At 73.7% G+C, this 20,709-nt stretch carries 22 protein-coding genes; 12 read left to right on the top strand and 10 right to left on the bottom strand.

What is annotated here, in order from left to right; all coding sequences use genetic code 11:
• Positions 1-124 precede the first annotated feature (124 nt).
• Both LRP67_RS01340 and LRP67_RS01335 read right to left on the bottom strand, forming a co-directional pair.
• Positions 125-1,759, bottom strand: a complete 1,635-nt coding sequence (locus LRP67_RS01340) for a cation acetate symporter (protein ID WP_231268333.1) — start codon at positions 1,757-1,759, stop codon at positions 125-127.
• 1 nt (position 1,760) lies between these two features.
• Positions 1,761-2,108, bottom strand: coding sequence for a DUF485 domain-containing protein (locus LRP67_RS01335; RefSeq protein WP_231268332.1), 348 nt, complete (start codon positions 2,106-2,108; stop codon positions 1,761-1,763).
• A gap of 380 nt (positions 2,109-2,488) precedes the next feature.
• Between LRP67_RS01335 and LRP67_RS21725 the strand changes: the two genes are divergently transcribed.
• A complete protein-coding gene (locus LRP67_RS21725; protein WP_231268331.1) occupies positions 2,489-2,824 on the top strand; it encodes a hypothetical protein in 336 nt (111 codons plus the stop codon).
• A complete protein-coding gene (locus LRP67_RS21720; RefSeq protein ID WP_231268330.1) occupies positions 2,821-3,495 on the top strand; it encodes a sirohydrochlorin chelatase in 675 nt (224 codons plus the stop codon). The genes LRP67_RS21725 and LRP67_RS21720 overlap by 4 nt, the downstream gene beginning before the upstream one ends.
• Positions 3,496-3,500: 5 nt before the next feature.
• Here the strand turns inward: LRP67_RS21720 and LRP67_RS01320 are convergent, their stop codons facing one another.
• The 5 genes from LRP67_RS01320 to LRP67_RS01300 are packed head-to-tail and all read right to left on the bottom strand — an operon-like array spanning position 3,501 to position 8,160.
• Positions 3,501-5,018, bottom strand: a complete 1,518-nt coding sequence (locus LRP67_RS01320; RefSeq protein ID WP_231268329.1) for a cation acetate symporter — start codon at positions 5,016-5,018, stop codon at positions 3,501-3,503.
• A 7-nt stretch (positions 5,019-5,025) separates the two neighbouring features.
• Positions 5,026-5,397: a hypothetical protein gene (locus tag LRP67_RS01315; RefSeq protein ID WP_231268328.1), complete on the bottom strand. Its 372-nt coding sequence runs from the start codon at positions 5,395-5,397 to the stop codon at positions 5,026-5,028.
• Positions 5,398-5,407: 10 nt separating this feature from the next.
• Complete coding sequence (locus tag LRP67_RS01310; protein ID WP_231268327.1) at positions 5,408-6,157, bottom strand: LytTR family DNA-binding domain-containing protein; 750 nt, start codon at positions 6,155-6,157, stop codon at positions 5,408-5,410.
• Entirely contained in the window at positions 6,154-7,266 is a 1,113-nt protein-coding gene (locus LRP67_RS01305; RefSeq protein ID WP_231268325.1) for a sensor histidine kinase, read from the bottom strand. The genes LRP67_RS01310 and LRP67_RS01305 overlap by 4 nt, the downstream gene beginning before the upstream one ends.
• 30 nt (positions 7,267-7,296) lie before the next feature.
• The gene (locus LRP67_RS01300; RefSeq protein WP_231268323.1) at positions 7,297-8,160 is read right to left on the bottom strand and encodes a class I SAM-dependent methyltransferase; all 864 of its coding nucleotides are present in this window, start codon (positions 8,158-8,160) and stop codon (positions 7,297-7,299) included.
• A gap of 34 nt (positions 8,161-8,194) precedes the next feature.
• On the opposite strand from LRP67_RS01300, the gene LRP67_RS01295 reads away from it, so the two are divergent.
• On the top strand, positions 8,195-8,923 hold the full coding sequence (locus LRP67_RS01295) for an oxidoreductase (protein WP_231268322.1): 729 nt from the start codon (positions 8,195-8,197) through the stop codon (positions 8,921-8,923).
• A gap of 305 nt (positions 8,924-9,228) precedes the next feature.
• Here the strand turns inward: LRP67_RS01295 and LRP67_RS01290 are convergent, their stop codons facing one another.
• Positions 9,229-10,023, bottom strand: a complete 795-nt coding sequence (locus tag LRP67_RS01290; protein WP_231268320.1) for an HAD family phosphatase — start codon at positions 10,021-10,023, stop codon at positions 9,229-9,231.
• 123 nt (positions 10,024-10,146) lie between these two features.
• Between LRP67_RS01290 and ssd the strand changes: the two genes are divergently transcribed.
• The 7 genes from ssd (at position 10,147) to LRP67_RS01255 (ending at position 14,904) form a co-directional block, all read left to right on the top strand.
• Positions 10,147-11,190, top strand: coding sequence for a septum site-determining protein Ssd (ssd, locus tag LRP67_RS01285; protein WP_231268318.1), 1,044 nt, complete (start codon positions 10,147-10,149; stop codon positions 11,188-11,190).
• On the top strand, positions 11,187-12,347 hold the full coding sequence (locus LRP67_RS01280) for a TadA family conjugal transfer-associated ATPase (RefSeq protein WP_231268312.1): 1,161 nt from the start codon (positions 11,187-11,189) through the stop codon (positions 12,345-12,347). Before ssd ends, LRP67_RS01280 begins: the two co-directional genes overlap by 4 nt.
• Entirely contained in the window at positions 12,344-13,135 is a 792-nt protein-coding gene (locus LRP67_RS01275) for a type II secretion system F family protein (RefSeq protein WP_231268306.1), read from the top strand. Before LRP67_RS01280 ends, LRP67_RS01275 begins: the two co-directional genes overlap by 4 nt.
• A complete protein-coding gene (locus LRP67_RS01270; protein ID WP_231268301.1) occupies positions 13,132-13,851 on the top strand; it encodes a type II secretion system F family protein in 720 nt (239 codons plus the stop codon). The genes LRP67_RS01275 and LRP67_RS01270 overlap by 4 nt, the downstream gene beginning before the upstream one ends.
• A 140-nt stretch (positions 13,852-13,991) precedes the next feature.
• Positions 13,992-14,177 (top strand): DUF4244 domain-containing protein, encoded by a 186-nt coding sequence (locus tag LRP67_RS01265; protein ID WP_231268300.1) that lies wholly within the window; start codon positions 13,992-13,994, stop codon positions 14,175-14,177.
• Complete coding sequence (locus LRP67_RS01260; protein WP_231268299.1) at positions 14,174-14,539, top strand: TadE family type IV pilus minor pilin; 366 nt, start codon at positions 14,174-14,176, stop codon at positions 14,537-14,539. Before LRP67_RS01265 ends, LRP67_RS01260 begins: the two co-directional genes overlap by 4 nt.
• Positions 14,536-14,904 (top strand): Rv3654c family TadE-like protein, encoded by a 369-nt coding sequence (locus LRP67_RS01255; protein WP_231268298.1) that lies wholly within the window; start codon positions 14,536-14,538, stop codon positions 14,902-14,904. The genes LRP67_RS01260 and LRP67_RS01255 overlap by 4 nt, the downstream gene beginning before the upstream one ends.
• Before the next feature lie 43 nt (positions 14,905-14,947).
• On the opposite strand, the gene LRP67_RS01250 is transcribed toward LRP67_RS01255, so the two are convergent.
• Together LRP67_RS01250 and LRP67_RS01245 are read right to left on the bottom strand one after the other, a co-directional pair.
• Positions 14,948-15,268 (bottom strand): hypothetical protein, encoded by a 321-nt coding sequence (locus LRP67_RS01250; RefSeq protein WP_231268297.1) that lies wholly within the window; start codon positions 15,266-15,268, stop codon positions 14,948-14,950.
• Positions 15,269-15,277: 9 nt separating this feature from the next.
• A complete protein-coding gene (locus LRP67_RS01245) occupies positions 15,278-17,614 on the bottom strand; it encodes a DEAD/DEAH box helicase (RefSeq protein ID WP_231268296.1) in 2,337 nt (778 codons plus the stop codon).
• Positions 17,615-17,818: 204 nt separating this feature from the next.
• Between LRP67_RS01245 and LRP67_RS01240 the strand changes: the two genes are divergently transcribed.
• The gene (locus LRP67_RS01240; protein ID WP_231240884.1) at positions 17,819-18,151 is read left to right on the top strand and encodes an anti-sigma factor antagonist; all 333 of its coding nucleotides are present in this window, start codon (positions 17,819-17,821) and stop codon (positions 18,149-18,151) included.
• A 129-nt stretch (positions 18,152-18,280) separates the two neighbouring features.
• Positions 18,281-20,653 (top strand): sodium-translocating pyrophosphatase, encoded by a 2,373-nt coding sequence (locus tag LRP67_RS01235; RefSeq protein WP_231268293.1) that lies wholly within the window; start codon positions 18,281-18,283, stop codon positions 20,651-20,653.
• Positions 20,654-20,709 lie beyond the last annotated feature (56 nt).

Raw genomic sequence — 20,709 nt, 5'->3', positions numbered from 1 at the left:
GATGGGTGGCACACGCCACACTAGGACGCTTAGGCGACGGTGGCGACGCGGGGCCACGAAAGACGCCGGTGCCGGATGGTTCCCCCCAAAGGCCACCCGGCACCGGCCGATCGTGCGGAGAAGGTCAGTGCACGATCATCTTCTCCGAGCCGGCGCCGGTCAGCGCGCGGACCTCGAGCTCGGTGTAGCGGTCCTCGGCGGTGGGCTCCTTCGAGGTGATGGTCCCGAGGTAGCCGAACAGGAACCCGAGCGGGATCGAGACGATGCCCGGGTTCTCGAGCGGGAACCAGGAGATGTCGATGCTGGTCGGCAGCAGCGACAGGTTCTTGCCCGTCGGGTCCAGCCCCTTGCCCGACACGACCGGCGAGAAGATCACCAGCCCGATCGAGGAGATGAGGCCGCCGTAGATGCTCCACAGTGCCCCGCGGGTGTTGAAGCGTCGCCAGAACATGTTGTAGATGATCGTCGGCAGGTTCGCCGAGGCCGCGACCGCGAAGGCGAGGGCCACCAGGAAGGCGATGTTGAGGCTCTGCGCGGGGATGGCCAGGAGGATGGCCACGAGCCCGATGCCGGCGGCCGCGTACCGGGTCACCTTGATCTCCTGCTCCTCGCTGGCCTCGCCCTTCTTGATGACGCTGTTGTAGATGTCGTGCGCCACCGAGGCCGACGAGGTCAGCGTCAGCCCGGCCACCACGGCAAGGATGGTCGCGAACGCCACCGCCGCGATGAGCGCCAGGAGTATGGCGCCGCCCGTCGAGCCGGCACCGCCTCCCACGGCCTCGGCCAGCAGCGGTGCCGCCAGGTTGCCGGACGCGTCGAGCTCGCCGGACTCGCGCAGGCCGGGGACGTCCAGCAGTGCCGCGGCGCCGAAGCCGAGGACCAGCGTGAACAGGTAGAAGGTGCCGATCAGACCGATCGCCCACAGCACCGACTTGCGAGCGTCACGCGAGGTCGGGACGGTGTAGAAGCGGATCAGGATGTGCGGGAGTCCCGCGGTGCCGAGGACGAGGGCGATGCCGAGACTGATGAAGTCGATCTTGCTGGTCGCCGTGGCGCCGTACTTCAGCCCGGGCTCCAAGAACGCCTGCCCGGAGCCGGAGTTGGACGCCGCCGTGCCGAGCAGGTCGGAGAGGTTGAAGTCGAACTTCGCCAGCACCAGCACGACGATGAGCGCCGAACCCGTCATCAGCAGGACCGCCTTGACGATCTGCACCCAGGTCGTGCCCTTCATGCCGCCCACGGTGACGTAGAAGATCATCAGGGCGCCGACGCCGAAGATCACGATGTTCTTGACGGCCTGGTCGTCGACGCCGAGCAGCAGCGCCACCAGGGCGCCCGCGCCGACCATCTGAGCCAGCAGGTAGAAGATCGAGACGACGACCGTCGAGGTCGCGGCCGCCATGCGCACGGGGCGCTGGCGCATGCGGAACGCCAGCTGGTCGGCCATGGTGTAGCGCCCGGAGTTGCGCAGCATCTCGGCGACGAGCAGGAGGGCCACGAGCCAGGCTACGAGGAAGCCGATCGAGTAGAGGAACCCGTCGTAGCCGCTGAGCGCGATGGCGCCGGAGATGCCGAGGAACGAGGCCGCCGACATGTAGTCGCCGCCGATGGCCAACCCGTTCTGGACCGGCGAGAACGAGCGGCCTCCGGCGTAGAAGTCGTTGGTGCCGGAGGTCTGCCGGCTGGCCCAGAACGTGATGCCGACGGTCAGCGCGACCACGGCGAGAAAGAGGATCGTGGTCAGTACCTGGTCGTCCATGTCAGCGTCCTGCCTCGTAGCGCTCGTTGAGCTGTCGGGCCAGCGGGTCGAGCTTCGACTCGGAGTAGCGGCTGTAGAGCCAGGCGAGCAGGAACGTCGTCACGAACTGCAGCAGACCGAAGACGAGGGCGACGTTGATGTTGCCCACGACCTGCTGGTCCATGAAGCCGGTGGCGTAGTTCGACATCAGGATGTAGAGCAGGTACCAGGACAGGAACGCGAGCGTCGCCGGGAACACGAAGCCCCGGTAGAGGCGCCGGAGCTCGGTGAACTCCGGGGCGGCCGCAAGCTCGTCGTAGACCGGCGCATGCCGTTCGGGTTGCGAGTGCGGGTTGACGTCTGACGTCACGAGCGGACCCCTTTCCAGCGGGATGTGATGCGCGTCACGGTAGGAGTGGAGGGCGCTGGGCGTGAGGGGTGCCGGCGCCGGCTGCGGTCAATGGGCGCGGTCCTGCGCCCAGCGGTCGGTCCGGCACGACGAACGGTTGGGCGCCCTCTGGTGGAGCGAGGAGGATCGCCTCGCCGACATCCAGTGCGGCGGGGCTACCGCGATGACCGCGTTGCCGGTCGGCCCGCGTCCTCGCAGTCGCCAACTACGATCCGTACGGACGGGCGCCGGTGCTGGCCCGGCCCGGGCAGTGGCTGGCGCCGCGACAGTACGGGTCCGGCGTACGGCGTCCGGGTGAGCGATGAGGACATGGTGCTGGTGGGAGGCAGGAGATCGACCGCGTGGACGACGCCCCGGCGACGGCCCTCCCCCTGACCTTCCGGATCGGGGTCACCGCCGCGCGCAAGGTGGGGGAGCAGGTCCAGCTCGTCGAGCGCCGCGGGGCGACCGGCCTGTGGGCGCCGGCGCCGTCGACCGAGCCCCACCGAGTCGACGACGCGTCGCTGCCGGCCGCCACCCGCGAGGTGGGCGGGTCGCCCGCACCGTTCGCCGTTGTCCAGGCCCTGCTGGTCGACCGCGACCACGTCGACTCCCGCCGCGAGCGGCTCGCCACGCTGGGCACCCGGATCGTGCAGACCGTCGTGAAGCGCGGCTACCGGCTGGCGGTGACCACGTGAGGCTCGTGACCGTCGCCCACGGCACCCGGTCCCGCACCGGCAACGAGGTGGCACGGACGCTCACCGCCCGGGCCGGTCGGCTGCTGGGCGTCGAGTCGGTGTGCTCCTACGTCGAGCTGAGCGAGCCGCTCTTCGAGGATGTCGTCGCGTCCTCCCCGCCGTCCGAGACGACGATGGTCGTGCCGCTGCTGCTGTCCACCGGCTTCCACGTCCGCCAGGACCTGCCCCGCATGGCCCGCGGCGCCGCGGGGCCGGTCGTGCTCGGGCGGCCGCTCGGCCCGCACCACCTGCTCGCCGAGGTGCAGCACGCGCGGCTGATCGCGGCCGGTGCGGCGCCCGGGGCGCGCGTCGTGATGGTGGCCGCCGGCTCATCCGACCCGCTTGCCACCGGTGACATGACTCGGGCCGCCGAGCTGCTCGCGCGCCAGTGGGGTGCGCCGGTCGAGGTCGCCACCTTGTCGGCTCTCGGTCGCCGCCCGGCCGAGGTGGTTCGGCCCGGCGACGCCGTCTCGCCGTACCTGCTGTCCCCGGGGTTCTTCGCCGACCGCGCGCGTCTCGAGTCGCTGGACGCCGGCGCGGTGTGCGTCGCCGACGTGATCGGCCCCGACCCCCTCGTCGCCGACCTCGTCGTCCGGCGCGCGCGTGCTCTCGGGGCGGTGCGGTCGGCGTAGGCGACTCACCCCCGATCCAGCTCCAGCGCCTCAGGGGTATGCAGACGCACCATGAACCGCCGGGTGTGGACGGGGACGCGAGAGGAGGTGGCGAGGGAGACCGACACCATCACCGCGAAGGCGAGGGGCACGCTCCAGGCGGCGGGCTGCTCCAGCAGCACCCAGGGCCAGCCCTTCGCGGAGCCGTCGAGCAGGGTCCACAGCACCCCGGCCCCCGAGCCGACGCCACCGGCGAACAGGCCGGCGACCGCGCCGACGTCGGTGAGGCGGCGCCACCAGATGCCCAGCAGGAGCAGCGGGCAGAACGTCGAGGCCGCGACCGCGAAGGCCAGGCCGACGGCCCGCGCGACGCCGACGTTGGGCAGCGCGAGCGCGACGACCAGGGGCACCGCGACCGCGATGACCGCGCCGACGCGGAACGCCGCCACGCCCGAGAGCCGGCGGGCGCGCAGCAGCCGTGGCGTCAGGTCCTGGCTGAGCACGCCGGCCACGGCGATGACCAGGCCGGAGGAGGTCGAGAGGAACGCCGCGAAGGCCCCGGCCGTCACCAGGCCGGCGAGCAGCTCGCCGCCGACCCCCGGCACCATCAGCCGCGGCAGCTCCAGCACGAGCACGTCGGAGCGGCCGGCGGCGGCCAGCTCGGTGGCGTAGACCCGGCCGAGCGCGCCGTAGACGGGCGGCAGCAGGTAGAAGACGCCCAGCAGCGCGAGCACGACCAGCGTCGTACGGCGGGCGGCGCGGCCGTCGGGGTTGGTGTAGAAGCGCACGACCACGTGGGGCAGCCCCATGGTGCCCAGGAACGTCGCGACGATGAGCGAGTAGGTGAGGTACAGGCCGTCGGTGCCGCCGTCCGCGAGCGGGACCGACCAGCCGGCGTCGGGGGCCATGCGGCTCCCGGGGGCGCCCTCGCCGGCCCACACGATCAGCAGCACGGCCGCCGGCAGCAGCAGGGCGGTGAGCTTGAGCCAGTACTGGAACGCCTGGACGAAGGTGATGCTGCGCATCCCGCCGGAGGTGACGTTGGCGAGGACGACCAGCCCCACGATCGCCGGCCCCAGCCACGTGGGGGCGCCGACGGCGGCGCGCAGCGTGAGGCCCGCGCCGTGGAACTGCGGCAGCAGATACAGCCACCCGATCGCCACCACCATCACCGAGCAGGTGGCGCGGACGCCGCGCGAGCCCAGTCGCGCCTCGGCGAAGTCCGGCAGCGTGTAGGCGCCGCTGCGGCGCAGGGGAGCGGCGACGAGGACGAGCAGCAGCAGGTAGCCGGCGGTCCAGCCGATCGGGTACCAGAGCATGTCCGCACCGAAGGTGAGCACCAGCCCCGCGACGCCGAGGAACGAGGCGGCCGAGAGGTACTCGCCGCCGATGGCCGAGGCGTTGAGCGCCGGCCGCACCGAGCGCGACGCGACGAAGAAGTCGCTCGTCGTCCGTGAGAACCGCAGCCCCCACGTGCCGATCAGCAGCGTCGCGAGGGTCACCACGACCACGGCGATCAGGCCGGTCACGCTCTCCGTGCTCATGGCGGACTCACCCGTCGGCCTCGCTCATGAGGTCGGCGAAGTCGCGCTCGTTGCGCTCGGCCCGGCGCACGTAGGACCAGCCGAGCACGACCAGCAGCGGGTAGACCAGACCGCCGAGCAGCAGCCAGGCCAGCGGCATCCCCCCGATGTGTACGTCGGACAGGCGCGGCGCCAGGTGGAACGCCAACGGCAGGCTGCCCACCGTGAGGACCAGCAGGGCGATCGTGCGCATCGCGAGGCGCAGCTGCTCGCGCAGCAGCGAGCCGAGGTAGACCCGGCCCAGCTGGGTCTCGTCGTCGATGTCGCCGGTGCGCGCCCGGGGCAGGTGCCGCCGCGGCGGGCCGCTCACTCGCACCCGCTCGGGGCGCCCCTCGCTCACGACTGGCCGCTCATGCTTGGCCGCGCCGCAGCAGCAGGTCGCGCAGCTCGCGGGTGTGGCGGCGGCTCACGCCGAGCTGGACGGCGCCGGGGGTGCCCGGCGGGCCGTCGACCACCACCGAGCAGCGCCCGGCGTCCATGCGCACCTCGCGCACGTGCGCCAGTGCCACCAGCAACGAGCGGTGGATCCGCACGAAGCCGGCCGGGCGCCACTCCTCCTCGAGGGTGGAGAGCGGGGTGCGGATCAGGTGTGACCCGTCGGGGGTGTGCAGCCGCGCGTAGTCGCCCTGTGCCTCCACGTGGGTCACGTCGGCCCGGTCGAGGAAGCGGGTCACCCCGCCGCGCTCGACCGGGATCTGGGAGTCCGGCCCGAGCGTGGGAGGTCGCTCGCTGCCGGCGACCACCCGCCGTACGGCCTCGGCGAGGCGGTCGGCGCGCACCGGCTTGAGCACGTAGTCGACCGCGCGCAGCTCGAAGGCGTCGACCGCGTGGGCCTCGTGGGCGGTGACGAAGACGACCGGCGGCGGACTGCGGAAGCGCGACAGCACCTGCGCGAGCTCGAGCCCGGTCAGCCCGGGCATCTGGATGTCGAGGAAGACGACGTCCACGTCGGACTCGTGCAGCGTGCGCAGGCCCTCGGCGGCGGAGTCACGGGTGAGCACCTCCCCGATGCGCTCGTCGTGGGAGAGCAGGTAGGCCAGCTCGTCGAGGGCAGGCCGCTCGTCGTCGATGACGAGCACCCGCAGCCGCGGCGCCGTCATGCCCGCACCCCCGGCGCGAACTTCGGCACCCGCACGACCACCTTGGTGCCGGCGTCGGGCGCGGTCTCGACGACGAGGCCGTAGTCGTCGCCGAAGGTGTTGCGCAGCCGGCTGTCGACGTTGCCCAGCCCGACCGAGTCCAGGGCGGAGTCGCCCGCGAGCGCCTTGCGCACCTTGTCGGGATCCTCGCCCACCCCGTCGTCCTCCACCTCGATCACGCACTCCTGCCCGCGGTCGAGCGCCACGATCCGCACGTGCCCTCCGCCCTCGACGTTGGCGAGCCCGTGGCGCACGGCGTTCTCGACGAGGGGCTGGATGCACAGGAACGGCACGGCGACCGGCAGCACCTCCGGCGCGATGCTCAGCGTGACCCGCAGGCGCTCGCCGAAGCGGGCCTGCTCCAGCAGCAGGTAGCGCTCGACCGAGCGCAGTTCCTCGGCCAGGGTCGTGTACTCCCCGTGGCTGCGGAAGGAGTAGCGCGTGAAGTCGGCGAACTCCAGCAGCAGGTCGCGCGCCCGGTCGGGGTCGGTGCGCACGAAGCTGGCGATCGCGCCGAGCGAGTTGTAGATGAAGTGCGGGCTGATCTGGGCGCGCAGCGCCCGCACCTCGGCCTCCATGGCGCGGGTCCGCGACGCGTCGAGCTCGGCGAGCTCCAGCTGGCCCGAGACCCATTGGGCGACCTCGTCGGCGGCGCGCGCGAGCCCGGCGGTGGGGGAGGGCGCAAAGGCCTGCAGGGTGCCGACGATGCGCTCCTCCACGACCAGCGGGCTGACGACCGCCGTACGCACCGGGCAGCCGGGCTGCTCGCAGTGCAGGTCCGAGCGGTCGAAGACCCGGGTCGCTCCCCGGTCGAGCGTCGCCGCCACCAGGTCGGCCGCCTGCTCGGTGTGGTGCTGGCCGGTCCCGTCCCACGCGAGCGCGGACGCGGTGTCGGTCAGCGCCAGGGCCGGGGTGCCCAGCAACGAGCGCAGGTGTCGGATCGAGCGCTCTGCCGAGTCCGTGGTCAGCCCCTCGCGCAGCGCCGGGGCCGCGAGCGACGCCCGGTGCAGCGTCCGGAAGGTCGCGCGGTCGGCCTCGGTGCCGAGATGGGTACGCCGCCACGCCAACATGTGCCCATGCTGCACCCTGCGGCGCCGTTGTCAGCGGAAGTCGATGAGGAGCATCCCGCTGTCGTCGTCGGTGGGCGGCGGGACCGGGCCGTCGGCGGGCTCGCGGTCGGGCGGGTGCGCGCCGGAGCTCGAGCGCTCCACGGTGAGCGGATCAGGCTCGGGTCGGTGCACCACGGTGGCGCGCAGGCAGCGGGTGAGATAGGCCAGCTGCATCCCGTCCATGCCGCGCCCGTAGTCGTCGTAGAGCGCGAGGACGTCGGCGACCTTGGCCTCGCGGGCCTCCTCGTCGAGCGTGATCACGTAGGAGCGCGAGCGGACGAGGTCCTGGATCGACTCCCGGTCGACGTTCTGCCAGTGCTTGAACGTCTCCTCCTCGGCCTGCTGGAAGTGCTTGGACGCCGCCAGGACGGCCGTCGGGTCGTGCTCCTGCCCCGCCGGGCCCAGGGCCCGGCCGAGCTTGCGAACCCAGGGGATTCGCTCGTCGCGGGTGTTCCAGACCAGGGCGAGGGCGCCCCCGGGCTTGAGCACCCGGGCGATCTCCGGCAGGGCGCGCTCGTGGTCGAACCAGTGGAACGCCTGCCCGGCCACGACCACGTCGTACGCCGAGTCCGAGGCGGGGATGTCCTCCGCGCCGGTGAGGGAGGTGCGCACGTCGGGGAGCCGGGCCTTGAGCACGTCGAGCATCGCGGCGTCCGGCTCGGTCGCGTGGACGTCGTGGCCGAGGGCGACGAGCTGCTCGGTGAGCTTGCCGGTCCCGGCGCCCAGCTCGAGCACGGTGAGCGGCTCGCGTCCAGCCGCCCAGGCGGCGGCGTCACGGGGATAGGAGGGGCGGCCGCGGTCGTAGACGGCGGCGACGCTCCCGAAGGAGCGGGCGGGAGGCAGGTGGTCGGTCATTGGGGTCGAGGCTACCCGCGGATAGCCTTCCCCCGTGGCTCCCGATCCCCTTGCGTGGCTGATGTCGCTGGAAGGCGTCCCCTCGGCGTACGCCGCCGTGCGCGACGGTATCGACGTGATGCTGCGCGACCGCGGCCTGCGGCGCACCTCGCCCGAGACGACCGCCGAGTCGCTGCTGCGCGGCGCCCACGCCAGCGCGGTGCTCGAGGGGTCCTCCTCCACGCTCGCGCAGGTGCGCGAGGGGGCCGGTGACGAGATCGCGCGCGCCGTCGTGCGGATGTCGACCGAGCTGCTGGGCCTGTCGCCGCTGCTGGACCGCACGCCGGCCCAGGCGTTCGCCCGGCTGCACTCGCTGGTCTCGTCGGGCTCGCTGCCCGACGAGGGGCGCGGCCGACCCCGCGACGCGGAGTCGGCCGCCAGGCTGCGCGACATCGGCTCGCTGCTCACCCGGCCGACCGAGGCGCCGGCCCTCCTGGTGGCCGCGCTGGTCCACGGCGAGCTCGTCACCGCGGCCCCCTTCGCCTCCCACAACGGCATCGTCGCCCGCGCTGCCGAGCGACTCGTGCTGGTCGCGCGCGGTGTCGACGAGAAGTCGCTGGTCGTCCCCGAGGCCGGGCACCTGGCGCTGCGAGCGGCGTACGAGTCCAACCTGGTGGGGTACGCCGAGGGCGGTGCGGCCGGCATGCACGCGTGGGTGCTCTACGCCGCCGAGGCCTACGCCGCCGGCGCCGAGGCGAGCCCGCTGCGGCGGGCGGCCGACTGAGCAGGGCTGACTGAGCAGGACGAGCATGCAGGTGGCGCCCGAGTCTCGAGGGACTCGAACGCCACCGCTGACACGCGAGCACCGGCTACCAAGCGTGCATCGTCAACTGCTGCTCCGGGTGAACCCGGTGACAGCGCCCTCAAAGAAGGGAGATCGCCGCGTGGGTACCTGGCTCGCGTGCTGCTCTTGAGTTGTCTCCCTCTGTTCTACGCCCCGGTCGCACCGGGTGCAACCGGTACAAGGGTTGACATTCGAGCGGTCTGCGAGGCGCCTGCGTAGCCCTTCACCCAGCCGCGGCGGCCGGGTCAGGCCCCGAGGCGGCGGCGGCGTGCGGTCGCCCACCACAGACCACCGGCGGTGACCGCGCCGCCGAGCGCGAGGACCGCCAGCGTCGGCTTCGCGGGGGGCAGGCGCAGCCGGCTGCGCAGCGCCACCGGACGGGTGAACACCAGCACCGGCCACCCGTTGGCCTCCGCGACCCGGCGCAGCTCGCGGTCGGGGTTGACGGCGTAGGGGAAGCCGACCGCCTCGAGCATGGGGACGTCGGTCACCGAGTCGCTGTAGCCGTAGCACTCGGCCAGGTCGTAGCCCACCTCGTCGGCGAGGCGGCGGATCGCGACGGCCTTCTCCTCGGCGTAGGCGTAGTAGTCGATCTCGCCGCTGTAGCGGCCATCCACGATCTCGAGCTGCGAGGCGATCACCCGGTCCGCGCCGAGCATCTCGCCGATCGGCTCCACCAGCTCGCTGCCGGAGGCCGACACGATGACGATGTCGCGCCCGGCCGCCCGGTGCTCCTCGATCAGCGACACGGCCTCGTCGTAGACGAGGGGGTCGACGATGTGGTGCAGGGTCTCGGCGACGATCTCGCGCACCGTCGCGACGTCCCAGCCGGCGCACAGCTGCGACATGAACTGCCGCATCTTCTCCATCTGGTCGTGATCGGCGCCGCCGACCATGTAGACGAACTGCGCGTAGGTCGAGCGGAGCACGGCGCGTCGCGAGATCAGCCCTCCGGCCTGGAAGGGCTTGGAGAAGGCGAAGGTGCTCGACTTGGCGATGATCGTCTTGTCGAGGTCGAAGAAGGCCGCGGTGGGCGCCATGTGACCATCGTAGGCGGCAAGGCAGGCCACCCATCGTGCACAGGCCCGGGTGGCGGAACGCTTCGTCCACAGATCACCGGTGCCTCGGATCGCGACGGGGGCGGTCGCGGGGACGCTGCGGCCATGACCCCACCGCTGTTCGTGACCAGTGACGAGACCCTGCTCGACGAGCTGCTGCGCCTGGCCGCGGCAGCCGGGGCGACCCCGGAGGTGGCCGAGGCGGGCACCGCCCTGCGCTCCTGGACGGCCGCCCCGCTGGTCCTGGTGGGTGCGGACGCGGCCGAGGAGACGGCGCGGCTCGGGCCCCACCGCCGCGCGGGCGTTCACGTCGTGTCCTGGGGGCCGGTGCCGCACGAGCTCTTCCGCACGGCGCTGGCGCTCGGCGCCGAGAGCGTGACCGAGCTCCCGCGCTCCGACACCTGGCTCACCGAGACCCTCACCGACCTCGGGGACGACGCACCCGCGCGCAGCCTGGTCGTGGGCGTCGTCGGTGGCTCCGGCGGTGCCGGAGCCACCACGTTCGCGTGCGCCCTGGGACAGGTGGCCGCCCGCACCGGCCACGCGGTGGTGGTCGACTGCGACCCGCTCGGTCCCGGGGTCGACCGGGTGCTCGGGCTGGAGTCGCACGACGGCTTCCGCTGGGACGCGCTGTGCCAGACCACCGGGCGGCTCAGCGGTCGTGCGCTGCGCGAGGCGCTGCCCCGGCGGGGACGGCTGGGGGTGCTGTCGTGGTACTCCGGCACGGCCGGCTCCCTGCAGGCGTTCGCGGTGCGGGAGGCGCTGTCGGCCGCGCGGCGCGGCCACGACGTGGTCGTCGTCGACCTGCCCAGGTCCACCGCGCCGCTGGTGGAGGAGGTGGTGGCGCGCTGCGACCTGGTGGTCGTGGTGGTGCAGCCGACCGTCGCGGGGGTCGCCTCGACCGCCCGCCTCGTCCCCCGGCTCGGCACCGGCCCGCAGCTGCGCCTGGTCGTGCGTGGGTCGGGGCTCGACCCCCGTGCGGTGGCTCGGGCGACCGGGGTCCCCGTGCTCGCCGAGATGTCCGACCAGCGCGGGCTGGCCGAGGCGATCGACCTCGGGCTGGGGCCGGTGCGCTCGCCGCGCGGGCGGCTCGGCCGCGCCGCCGCCGACGTGCTCGCGCAGGTCTCGGTGATGGGCCGGGCCGCATGAGCGTGGACCCGGCCGCGCTGGACCTCGTCCGCGACCGGCTCGCCCGCGACCCCGGCGAGCTCTCCCCGCACCGGGTGGCCGAGGCGCTGCGCGCCGCGGGGCGCCCGGTCGGCGACGCCACCGTGCTGGCCGTCTACGAGACCCTGCGCCGCGACGTGGTCGGCGCCGGCCCGCTCGAGCCGCTGCTGCGGCTCCCTGGCGTGACCGACGTACTCGTCAACGGGGCCGGACGGGTCTTCCTCGACCGAGGCCGCGGCCTGGAGACGACCGACGTACGGTTTCCGGACGAGGAGTCCGTTCGCCGCCTGGCGCAGCGCCTCGCCGGTGCGGGCGGGCGGCGTCTGGACGACGCCACGCCGTTCGTGGACCTGCGGCTGGGCGACGGCACCCGCTTCCACGCCGTGCTGGCGCCGGTCGCACGCCCGGGCACCGTGATCTCGCTGCGGGTGCCGCGCCGACAGGTGTTCAGCGTCGAGGACCTGATGGCGGCGGGGCTCCTCACCGAGCAGTCGGCGGGGCTGGTGCGGGCGGTGGTGGCGGCGCGGCTGGCCTTCCTCGTGAGCGGCGGCACGGGCACCGGCAAGACCACCCTGCTGGCGGCCATGCTGTCGACGGTCGCGCCGTCGGAGCGGCTGGTCCTCGTGGAGGACTCCTCCGAGCTGCGGCCCGACCACCCCCACGTCGTGGCGCTCGAGGCGCGCCCGGCCAACGTGGAGGGTGCGGGTCGGATCGACCTCAGGACGCTGGTGCGACAGGCGCTGCGGATGCGGCCGGACCGCCTGGTGGTCGGGGAGGTTCGCGGCGCGGAGGTGGTCGACCTGTTGGCCGCCATGAACACCGGCCATGAGGGCGGCTGCGGCACGATCCACGCCAACTCCGCCGGTGACGTCCCCTCACGCGTCGAGGCGCTCGCGCTCGCGGCCGGGCTCGGCCGTGCGGCCACCCACAGCCAGCTCGCCTCGGCCGTCGATGTGGTGCTCCACCTCGTGCGCGGGCGCGACGGCCGCCGTCGCCTCGCCCAGGTGGCCCTCCCGAGGCGCCACGCCGACGGGCTGGTCACGACGGAGACGGCCGTGGAGGTGGACGCCGACGGCGCCGCGCGCCCCGGGCCGGCCGGCGCGAGGCTGGCTGCCCTCCTCGACGCCCGGGCGGCATGACCCCGGTCGCCGGCTCGATCGCCACCCTGGTCGCCGCTGGGGCGATGGCTGTCGCCGCCCTTCTGCTGGTCCCCCCGGGCTCGGGCGCGCCGGGGCAGGAGCCGGGGCGGCGGCACCGGGGCGCGCGGTGGTGGGTGCTGGCAGCGGTCGCGGTGGCGCTGCTCTCCGGGCGTCTGCTCGTCCTCGCGATCCTGGCGGCGGTGGTGGTCGCCGCCGCCATGGCGCTGCTACGGGCGCGGCGCGAACGGCTGGCGGCGCGGGCCACCTCGCGCCGAGTCCTGGAGCTCTGCGAGAGCCTCTCCGCGGATCTGGGCGCGGGCCAGCCGCCGGGCGCGGTCCTGGCCCGGGCCGCGGCGGAGTGGCCGGCTCTCGCGCCGGTCGCCGAGGCGCACCGGATCGGCTCCGACGTGCCGGCGGCCTGGCGCGAGCTGGCCCACATGCCGGGGGCCGAGGACCTCCTCGTGGTCGCTGCGGCGTGGCAGCTGGCCCACCGCGCCGGGGCCGGGCTCGCGGACGCGGTCGACCGGGTCTCTCGCGACCTGCGTGCGGCCCAGTCGACCCGGCGCATCGTCGACGGCGAGCTGGCCTCGGCCCGGGCCACCGCGCGGCTGGTGGCCGGGCTGCCCCTGCTGGCGCTGGCCATGGGCTCCGGGGCCGGTGGCGACCCGTGGGGCTTCCTGCTCGGGCAGCCCGTCGGCCTGGCCTGCCTCGCAGCCGGGCTGGCGCTCGGCCTCGCGGGCCTGTGGTGGATCGAGGCGATCGCGCGCGGTGTGGAGCGGGCGGCATGACGTGGGTGGCGGTCCTCGCCGGAGCGCTCGCAGCCGTGCTGCTGGTCCCGATGAGGGTCCGGCCCCTGACCGGCGCCCCCCCGCCTGCCGAGCCGGCCGGCGCCGCCGCGACGGGCGGACTCCTGCGCTGGCGCCCGCTCCTCGCCCTGCTGGTCGGCGCCGGTGCGGCGCTCTTCCTCGGCGGCACGGCCGGGCTGGTCGCCGGTCCACCGGCGGCCGCGGTGGCCTGGATGGTGCTCGGCCGCAGCGAGCCGACCGCCGTACGACGGCGACGGGAGCGGGTGGCACGCGACCTCCCCCACGTAGTAACCCTGCTCGCGGCCGCGCTGCGGTCCGGCGCGAGCGCTGCCGAGGCGCTGCGGCTGGTCTGCCGGGCCCTGCCCGGGCCCGCCACCGAGTGGCTGCATCGCACGGCGACCCAGCTCGATCTCGGCGCCGACCCGGCGGCGGTCTGGGCCGAGGTGGCGCGCGAGCCGGGGCTGGCCCCGCTCGGCCGGGCCCTGGCGCGGTCGCAGGCCACCGGCGCGTCCGTCGTCTCCGCGATGGACCGCCTCTCCGAGGAGCTGGCACGCGACGCCCGAGGGGCCGTGGAGGACCGCGCTCGCGCGGTGGGGGTCAAGGCGGCGCTGCCGCTCGGGCTGTGTCTGCTGCCCTCGTTCCTCCTGCTCGGGATCGTGCCCCTGGTGGCCGGGCTACTCGCCACGGTGACGCGGTGACCGGCCGCCGCCCGTCCACAGGTCCCCTCTCGCGCAGCGGTCGTGCACAGGTCGGGCCCCGGCCCGGGCGAGATGTCGGCCCCGTCGCTGAGGCTCCTGCTCATCCGGCCGCAGCCCGCGGCCACGACCAGGAGGACCAGATGACGCACCGCACCCTCGCCCGCCGACGCACCGACGACGGCATCACCACCGCGGAGTACGCGGTCGGCACCGCGGCCGGTGCCGGCCTCGCGGGCCTGCTCTACAAGCTCCTCACCGGCGGGTTCGGCGACCGGCTGCTCAAGACGCTGTTCGACCACGTGCTCGGGCTCCTGGGCATCGGATGACCCGGCGCACCGAGCGGGGCGCGGTCACCGCCGAGGCGGCCCTGACCCTGCCGATCCTGGTGGCGGTCACCGTCGGGCTGGTGTGGCTGCTCGCGGTCGGCGCCGCCCAGGTGCGTGCCGTGGACGCGGCGCGCGAGACGGCGCGGGCGGCCGCCCGCGGTGACAGCGACGCCGAGGCGGTCGCCGCCGGCGAGCGGGTCGCGGTGCCGGGCAGCACGGTCAGCCTCAGCCGCCGAGACGGCACCGTCGTCGCAGTGGCCTCAGGCCGGGTCGAGGGGCCCGGCGCGCTGTTCGAGTTCCTACCCGGAGCACAGGTGCGCGCCGAGGCCGTGGCCCTCGACGAGGAGGAGGCCGCGCCGTGACCGCCCGACCCGACGAGCGCGGTGCGGCAACCGTGTTCGCCGTGTCCTGTCTCGCGCTGCTGCTCCTGCTGGGCGCCGCGCTGGGGGTGGTGACCGCACTGGTCGCCGCGCACCGCGCAGCGCAGGGAGCAGCTGATCTGGCGGCGTTGGCCGGCGCCGAGACCTTGGGGCGCGGCCGCGACCCGTGCGCCGCCGCCGCCGCCACGGCGGCGAGCAACGGCGGCGCGCTCGCGGCGTGCGCGCTCGCGGCGTGCGCGGTCGACGGCCGCGACGTGGTCGTGGAGGTGCGCGTCGAGGGGCCCCACTGGCTCGGCCAGTCCGCCGACCCGGTCGCCCGGGCGCGAGCCGGCCCGGCGGTGCGTTGAGCCGGGCCGCGCGGGCCGCCTCGGCCGGCGGTGATCGGACCCGTCAGATGCGCGGGCGGTCCCGGTCGTCCTCGTCGAGGTCGCGGCGGCGCTCGGCCTCCGCCCGGTCCAGCTTGTCGGACAGCTCGTGGAGCTTGTTGGTCTCGCGGCGCTTGGCCAGCTGGCGCTTGGCGGCGAACTTGGTGACCGAGATGCCGAAGAGGATCGCGACGCCGGACCCCACCCCCAGGAGGAACAGCAGCAGCGCGCTCACCTCGGTGCCGAGCAGCTCGACCTGGCCGGCGGCGGTCACCTCGGCGGTGAAGATGGCGGCGACGATGAGCAGCGCCCCGCCCGCGACCAGCAGGAGTCCCAGGATCAACATGGGGGGAGGCTACTCGTCGCGAGAGCCGTCGAGCAGCACCTCCAGCAGGCGGGCCGCCCCGACCTTGTCGAGGGGGCTGTTCTGGTTGCCGCACTTGGGTGACTGGATGCACGACGGACAGCCCTCGGCGCAGGCGCAGGACTCGATCGCCTCGCGGGTGGCGCCCAGCCAGGCGCGGGCGGCCTCGAAGCCGCGCTCGGAGAAGCCGGCGCCCCCTGGATGGCCGTCGTAGACGAAGACCGTCAGCTGACCGGTGTCGCCGTGCAGCGCGGTGGAGACCCCCCCGATGTCCCAGCGGTCGCAGGTCGCGAAGAGGGGGAGCAGCCCGATGGAGCAGTGCTCGGCCGCGTGCGCCGCGCCGGGCAGGTCCGCGGTCGTGAGCCCGGCGTCGGTGAGCAGGTCGTCCGGGACCGTCCACCAGACCGCCGTGGTGCGCAGCGCACGCTCCGGGAGGTCGAGCAGCTCCTCACCGATCACCTCGCCGCTGGGCTGGCGGCGCTTGAGGTAGGAGACGACCTGGTGGGAGACATCCACCTCGCCGAGCGAGAGCCGCGCCCGCCCCCAGGCCTGGTGTCGCCGCTCCTCGACGATCGTGATGTCGGTGATCTCGCGCGCCGACGTGGAGTAGCCGGGGTCGGCCCGGGACATGACGGCGACGTGCTCCTCGAGGTCGAGGGTCTCCACCAGCCAGGTCTCGCCACGATGCACGTAGACGGCGCCCTCGTGGGCCGTGCTGTGCACCCGCCCGCCGTCGACGGTGCCGACGACGCGACCGGTCTCGGCCTCGACGAGCTGCACCGGCGCGCCCCCCACCGATCGGATGTCGGTCAGGTCAGCAGCGCGTCGTCGGTCGGTCCAGAACCACCCGCGGGGCCGGCGGCGCAGCAGCCCGGCCTGCACGAGACCCTCGACGACGTCGCGCGCGGTGCCGCCGAAGAGCGGCAGGTCGGCGTCGGTGAGGGGGATCTCCTGGGCTGCGGCACACAGGTGCGGGCCCAGGACATAGGGGTTGTCGGGGTCGAAGACGCTGGCCTCGACCGGGCGCCCGAACAGCGCCTCCGGGTGGTGCACGAGGTAGGTGTCGAGAGGGTCGTCGCGCGCCACGAGGATGCCGAGGGCGTCCTGCGCTCCGCGGCCGGCCCGGCCCACCTGCTGCCACATGGCCGCGCGGGTGCCCGGGAAGCCCGCCATCAGCACGGCGTCGAGCCCGGCGATGTCGATGCCCAGCTCCAGCGCGTTGGTGGCGGCCAGGCCGAGCAGGTCGCCGGCGCGCAGCGACCGCTCGATCGCCCGCCGCTCCTCGGGCAGGTAGCCGCCGCGGTAGGCCGCGACCCGCCCCGGCAGCGAGGGGTCGACCTCGGCCAGCAGCTCGGCGGCGGTGAGGGCCACCTGCTCGGCGCCGCGCCGGGATCGCACGAAGGCGAGGGTGCGGACCTCCTCGGAGACCAGGTCGGCCAGCAGGTCGGCGCACTCCGAGGAGGCGGCCCGCCGGACCGGGGCGCCGTGCTCGCCGGCGTAGGAGGTGAACGGAGGCTCCCACAGGGCGAGCGTCACCTCGCCACGGGGAGAGGCGTCGTCGGTGACGGCGCGGACGGGCAGGCCGGTCAGCCGGCCGGCCGCGGTGGCGGGCTCCGCGACCGTGGCCGACGCCAGGACGAACGTCGGGTAGGCGCCGTAGTGGGCGCAGATGCGACGCAGCCGGCGCAGCACCTGGCTGACGTGGGCCCCGAAGACGCCGCGGTAGTGATGGCACTCGTCGACCACGACGTAGCGCAGCTGCCCGAGGAACGCCGACCACCTCGCGTGGCCCGGCAACAGCGAGCGGTGCAGCATGTCGGGATTGGTGAGGACGTACTCGCCGTGGTCGCGGGCCCAGTCGCGCTGGTCGCGGCCGCTGTCACCATCGTGGGTCGTCACCCGGACGTCGAGCCCCAGCGACGTGATGCTCGTGAGCTGGTCCTGCGCGAGCGCCTTGGTGGGCGCGAGGTAGAGCACCGTCGCCCCACGCTGGTCGCGGCTCCCGCGCGAGCGGCGTACGGCGCTCAGGGCAGGCAGCTGGTAGGCAAGCGACTTGCCGGAGGCCGTGCCGGTGGAGAGCACGACGTGCTCGCCGGCGTGGGCGGCGTCGGCTGCCTCCAGCTGATGGCGCCACGGCCGCGACACGCCGGTGGCCTCGAACGCGTCGCGCACGTCGCTCGCGACCCATCCCGGCCACTCCGCCTCGACGGCCGGGCGCGGCGGGAGGGTCTCGAGGTGGGTCAGCCGGTCCTCGCGACCCGGGCCCGCGGCCAGCCTTCGCAGGCGCTCGGATCCGCTGCGAGCGCGTGAGGAGGCGGTCGAGGTCACCGGTCCAGTGTGCCAAGGGCCGCCGACATCGTGGCGCGACGGCCGCCCGGGCGACGGTCCTGAGAGCCGGTTCGAGACGGCCGCACGCACGGACCTGTTGCTTCTTTGTGCAGGCGAGCGGTCGGCATGGTTTGATATTCCTGGCCGGGTGTCGGGCAGGCTGCCCGCGTACGGTGACGAATTCAGTGCCTGGTGGGAGAGAACGTGGATCTGACCCTTGAGACGCGCGAGGTCGGTGGGCGCACCATCGTGGCCGTCGGCGGCGAGATCGACGTCTACACCGCCCCCAAGCTGCGTGACCGCATCACCGAGCTGGTGGCCGACGGCGTCTACGACCTCGTGATCGACATGGAGGCCGTGGAGTTCCTCGACTCCACCGGTCTGGGCGTCCTCGTCGGCGGCCTGAAGAAGGTCCGTGCCCACGACGGCTCGCTGCAGTTGGTCTGCAACCAGGACCGGCTGCTCAAGATCTTCCGGATCACCGGTCTCGCCAAGGTCTTCGTCATCCACGAGTCGGCCGAGGCCGCGCTCGCCTGAGCCGACACGCCCGAGTGGCGTGGCTCACACCTTCTGTCCTTCCTGCACACGCGCGTGCGTAGACTCCGCACGTTCCGTGACCTGAGCCACACCGTCGGCTCGTACTGATCTCTTCGCAGGAGGAAGCACATGGCCGGGATTCATCCCGCTGTCGTGGACGTCTCCGGCGGCAACCTCGTCCTGGTGCTCGTCGTCGCCCTGATCGCGCTCGGCGCGCTCGCGATGGCGTTCATGTTCCGCCAGGAGGTCCTTGCTGCCGACGATGGCACCGACAACATGAAGAACATCGCCCAGGCCATCCAGGAAGGCGCCAACGCCTACCTGACCCGGCAGTTCCGGACGCTGGCGATCTTCGCCGCCATCGCGTTCTTCGCGCTGCTGGCGCTGCCCGCCGACGACATCGGCGTGCGCATCGGGCGCTCGGTCTTCTTCCTCGCGGGTGCCGGGTTCTCCTCGGCGGTCGGCTACCTCGGCATGAACCTCGCGGTGCGCGCCAACGTGCGCGTCGCCGCCGCGGCCAACCAGCCCGGCGGTCGCGAGCCGGCCATGACCATCGGCCTGCGCACCGGCGCCATGGTCGGCATGCTCACGGTCGGCCTCGGCCTGCTCGGTGCCAGCGTCGTGGTCGTGATCTTCAAGGACGAGGCGCCCCACGTGCTGGAGGGCTTCGGCTTCGGCGCCGCGCTGCTCGCCATGTTCATGCGCGTCGGCGGCGGCATCTTCACCAAGGCCGCCGACGTCGGCGCCGACCTGGTCGGCAAGGTCGAGCAGAACATCCCCGAGGACGACCCGCGCAACGCCGCCACCATCGCCGACAACGTCGGCGACAACGTGGGTGACTGCGCCGGCATGGCCGCCGACCTCTTCGAGTCGTACGCCGTCACGCTGGTCGCCGCGCTGATCCTCGGCTCGCAGGCGTTCGGCGACAAGGGCCTGGTCTACCCGCTCCTGATCCCCGCCATCGGCGCGCTCACCGCGGTCGCCGGCGTCTACCTCACCCGGCCCAAGGTCGGGGAGAGCGGCCTGACCACGATCAACAAGGCGTTCTACATGTCCGCCGGCATCTCCGCCGTGGCGTGCGTGATCCTGTCCTTCGTCTACCTGCCCAGCAGCTTCGAGGACTTCGAGGGCGTCGGCATCAACACCCTGGACCTGATCTCCGGCGTGCCGGAGGGCAACCCGGCGCTGATCGCCGCCGTGGCCGTCGTCATCGGCATCGTGATGGCCGCCGGCATCCTGGCGCTCACGGGCTACTTCACCGGGACCGAGTACAAGCCGGTCAAGGACGTCGGGCGGACCTCGCTCACCGGCGCCGCCACGGTGATCCTCTCCGGTCTCTCGGTCGGCTTCGAGTCGGCCGTCTACACGACGCTGGTCATCGGCGCCGCCGTGTTCGGGGCGTTCCTGCTCGGCGGTGCGTCCCTGACGGTCTCGCTGTTCGCGGTCGCGCTCGCCGGCTGCGGCCTGCTGACCACCGTGGGCGTCATCGTCGCCATGGACACCTTCGGGCCGGTCTCCGACAACGCCCAGGGCGTCGCGGAGATGTCCGGGGACGTCAGCCCGGAGGGCGCGCAGATCCTCACCGACCTCGACGCGGTCGGCAACACGACCAAGGCCGTGACCAAGGGCATCGCGATCGCGACCGCCGTACTCGCGGCGACCGCGCTGTTCGGCTCCTATGCCACCTCGGCGATCGATGCGCTCGAGGACGCCGGCGCGCTCGCCGACGAGGGCGCGCTCGCCGAGCTGGCCGGGTTCTTCGTCTTCGACCCCTCGGTGCTCGTCGGGGTGCTCCTCGGCTCCGCCGTCGTGTTCCTGTTCTCCGGACTGGCGATCAACGCCGTCGCCCGCGCCGCGGGCGCGGTGGTCTACGAGGTACGCCGCCAGTTCCGCGAGATCCCCGGGATCATGGAGGGCACCGGCCGGCCGGAGTACGGCAAGGTCGTCGACATCGTCACCAAGGACTCCCTGCGCGAGCTCACCACCCCCGGCATCCTCGCGGTGCTGGCGCCGATCGCCGTGGGCTTCGGCCTGGGCGTGACGGCCCTGGCCGGCTTCCTCGCCGGTGCCATCGGGACGGGCACGCTGATGGCGGTCTTCCTCGCCAACGCGGGCGGCGCCTGGGACAACGCCAAGAAGCTGGTCGAGGACGGCCACCACGGCGGCAAGGGCTCGGAGGCCCACGCGGCCACCGTCATCGGCGACACCGTGGGCGACCCGTTCAAGGACACCGCCGGGCCGGCCATCAACCCGCTCATCAAGGTGATGAACCTGGTCTCCCTTCTGATCGTCAGCGCCGTCGTCTCGTTGAGCGTCGGCGAGGACGAGAACGACGTCGCCCGGATCCTGATCGCCCTCGTGGCGACCGCGATCATCGTCGGCGCCGTCTATGTCTCCAAGCAGCGCGAGTCCACGATCGGCGACGGCTCGGGCACCCCGCCGGCACCGCTTCCGCCCCAGCCCACCATCACGGACCCGACCCGCCCCACCCCCACCGCCTAGCCCAGTCCCACCGCTGACCCGTCAGAGACTCTCTGACGGGTCAGCGGCCTAAGCGG

It is taken from the genome of Nocardioides sp. cx-169, from assembly GCF_021083605.1.
GTDB lineage: Bacteria > Actinomycetota > Actinomycetes > Propionibacteriales > Nocardioidaceae > Nocardioides.
Note: the sequence above shows the minus strand (reverse complement) of the source record. Positions and strands in the feature narration are given on the sequence as shown.

Coding starts and splice junctions, on each gene's coding strand:
- LRP67_RS01340 (WP_231268333.1), bottom strand. CDS start 1,759: ATGGACGACCAGGTACTGACCACGATCCTCTTTCTCGCCGTGGTCGCG.
- LRP67_RS01320 (WP_231268329.1), bottom strand. CDS start 5,018: ATGAGCACGGAGAGCGTGACCGGCCTGATCGCCGTGGTCGTGGTGACC.
- LRP67_RS01310 (WP_231268327.1), bottom strand. CDS start 6,157: ATGACGGCGCCGCGGCTGCGGGTGCTCGTCATCGACGACGAGCGGCCT.
- LRP67_RS01305 (WP_231268325.1), bottom strand. CDS start 7,266: ATGTTGGCGTGGCGGCGTACCCATCTCGGCACCGAGGCCGACCGCGCG.
- LRP67_RS01300 (WP_231268323.1), bottom strand. CDS start 8,160: ATGACCGACCACCTGCCTCCCGCCCGCTCCTTCGGGAGCGTCGCCGCC.
- LRP67_RS01290 (WP_231268320.1), bottom strand. CDS start 10,023: ATGGCGCCCACCGCGGCCTTCTTCGACCTCGACAAGACGATCATCGCC.
- ssd (WP_231268318.1), top strand. CDS start 10,147: ATGACCCCACCGCTGTTCGTGACCAGTGACGAGACCCTGCTCGACGAG.
- LRP67_RS01280 (WP_231268312.1), top strand. CDS start 11,187: ATGAGCGTGGACCCGGCCGCGCTGGACCTCGTCCGCGACCGGCTCGCC.
- LRP67_RS01275 (WP_231268306.1), top strand. CDS start 12,344: ATGACCCCGGTCGCCGGCTCGATCGCCACCCTGGTCGCCGCTGGGGCG.
- LRP67_RS01270 (WP_231268301.1), top strand. CDS start 13,132: ATGACGTGGGTGGCGGTCCTCGCCGGAGCGCTCGCAGCCGTGCTGCTG.
- LRP67_RS01265 (WP_231268300.1), top strand. CDS start 13,992: ATGACGCACCGCACCCTCGCCCGCCGACGCACCGACGACGGCATCACC.
- LRP67_RS01260 (WP_231268299.1), top strand. CDS start 14,174: ATGACCCGGCGCACCGAGCGGGGCGCGGTCACCGCCGAGGCGGCCCTG.
- LRP67_RS01250 (WP_231268297.1), bottom strand. CDS start 15,268: ATGTTGATCCTGGGACTCCTGCTGGTCGCGGGCGGGGCGCTGCTCATC.
- LRP67_RS01235 (WP_231268293.1), top strand. CDS start 18,281: ATGGCCGGGATTCATCCCGCTGTCGTGGACGTCTCCGGCGGCAACCTC.